The sequence below is a fragment of the Pseudomonas sp. P5_A2_2 genome (assembly GCF_054177685.1).
Genome location: NZ_JBGCUL010000920.1, coordinates 1 through 1,738 on the forward strand (window position 1 = coordinate 1; position 1,738 = coordinate 1,738).

Consider the following 1,738-nt stretch of genomic DNA (forward strand, 5'->3'; position numbering starts at 1 on the left):
GGGTTGAACACGGTCGAACCGGCACAGAACAACGGCCCGGCCATCGCCGGGTCGAGCCCGGCCGGGATCGGCAGGGCCCAGGCCCAGTGCGCGCGAATGCGGTCGGCAAAGCCGCCGTTGCTGCCGATGATGGTCGGTTGCACGGTGCGACACAGGTTATGCGAGCCTTCGATGCACGACGTGCAATGCATGCAGCTGCCCTTGTACCAACCGATGCCCACTCGTTGGCCCAGTTCCAGGCCGCGAACCTGGTCGCCCACCCGCACGATACGGCCGACCACCTCGTGACCGGGAATAAAGGGGTAGCTGCTGATGCCCCAGTCGTTGTCGATCAACGACTGGTCGGAGTGGCAGACGCCGCAATATTCCACGGCGACTTCCACCTCATCGCTTCCCAGCGGGCCGGGATCGTAGCTGAAGGGTTCCAGTGGCGCGCCCGCTGCCGTGGCGGCCCAGCCGGTAAAGGTGGTGAGTTCGCTGCTGTCGCTCATGGGATACCTCCAGATCAGAAGTCAGGGGTTTGAGCCGCTGGAGTGCAGCGGCGGAGCGAGGAAAGTGTAGCGGGTTGCAGGCGTTGCATCGGGCGCGAGCGTTGATGCTTGAACACCCGACGCATACACCCACTGTCACTGTTCGAACAATTGGCGATTGGCCCCTACGAAGTCAGCCACCGTTTGCGGCGCTTGACCGGTTACTTGCCCGATCACGCCGTCCACTCCGGAAAAGATCCCGTTCTGGTAATCGACGGCCACCGCCAGGAAGTGCTGGATGACAAATTCCGGCAGATCGTAGGTCTGCAGGTGCTGGCGATACTCGTCCAGCGTCGACGGACTGTAGGTGATGGTGCGGCCGACGATGGCGCTGATTTGCTCGGCAATTTGCTGATGGCTCAATTCGACGGGACCGTACAGCGGGTAGGTCTTGCCGATATGGCCGGAAGGCTGGGTCAGTAGCCTGGCGATCAGGCGGGCCTGATCTTCGGCGGCAATCGGTGCGTGCCGCCCGTTACCGTACGGCAGCGTTATCTTGTTTTCCTTGACGATCTGATCCAGCACCCACGGAAAAATCAGCCATTCGGAAAAGAACGTCGGGCGAATGTGCACCACCGGCACGCCCGACCAGTCGAGTACGCGTTCGGCGATCCAGTGGTCGCGGGCGGCATGGCTCAGAGAGTCTTCGCGGGCGGAAATCTGCGACATCTCCACCACCACCTCGACGCCTGCGCGCCGTGCGGCATCGGCAAAGTAGGCGGTCGCCTGAATGTAGCCGGGACGAACCGGGTAACACAGGTACGCGCCGGTCACGCCCTCCATGGCGCGCAGGATGTCGTCGTGCTCGAGCAGGTCGCCAACGAAAATTTCGGCGCCCTCGCTTTGCAAGGCGGCACTGCGCTCGTCCAGATGATGCACGAAGGCTCGCACCGCATGGCCTTCATTGAGCAAATGACGGACGGTGTAGACGCCGGTTTTACCGGTTGCTCCAGTGATGAGGTATTTGCGTGGCTGCATGATGGGTTCTCTCTCTGTAATAAACGGGAAGTGGATCAGCTGTCGAAGGGTGYGTTGTCGATCAGGTCGCAGACATTCGGGCAATCGAAGCCATGGACATGGCGGCGCCCGACATCGGCGAGCCCGGTGCCAATGGCCGTATGGGGTTTGTTCCTGGCCACTTCGGCAATGGCCTGGGTAAAGGCCGCTTTCAAGCCGATGCGGGGGTAGAGCGCGAGCGTGTCGTCGAC

The 1,738-nt window shown here is 62.1% G+C and carries 2 protein-coding genes and 1 pseudogene; all 3 read right to left on the reverse strand.

Annotation, left to right across the window (positions count from 1 at the left end; all coding sequences use genetic code 11):
* A partial coding sequence (locus ACXRVY_RS27330; RefSeq protein ID WP_458238762.1) for an alcohol dehydrogenase catalytic domain-containing protein occupies positions 1 to 491 on the reverse strand: 491 nt, incomplete at its 3' end.
* Positions 492 to 626: 135 nt separating this feature from the next.
* Positions 627 to 1,508: an NmrA family NAD(P)-binding protein gene (locus tag ACXRVY_RS27335; protein WP_457266348.1), complete on the reverse strand. Its 882-nt coding sequence runs from the start codon at positions 1,506 to 1,508 to the stop codon at positions 627 to 629.
* A 35-nt stretch (positions 1,509 to 1,543) separates the two neighbouring features.
* Positions 1,544 to 1,738 (reverse strand): annotated as a pseudogene (locus tag ACXRVY_RS27340) (HD domain-containing protein); the annotation flags it as partial.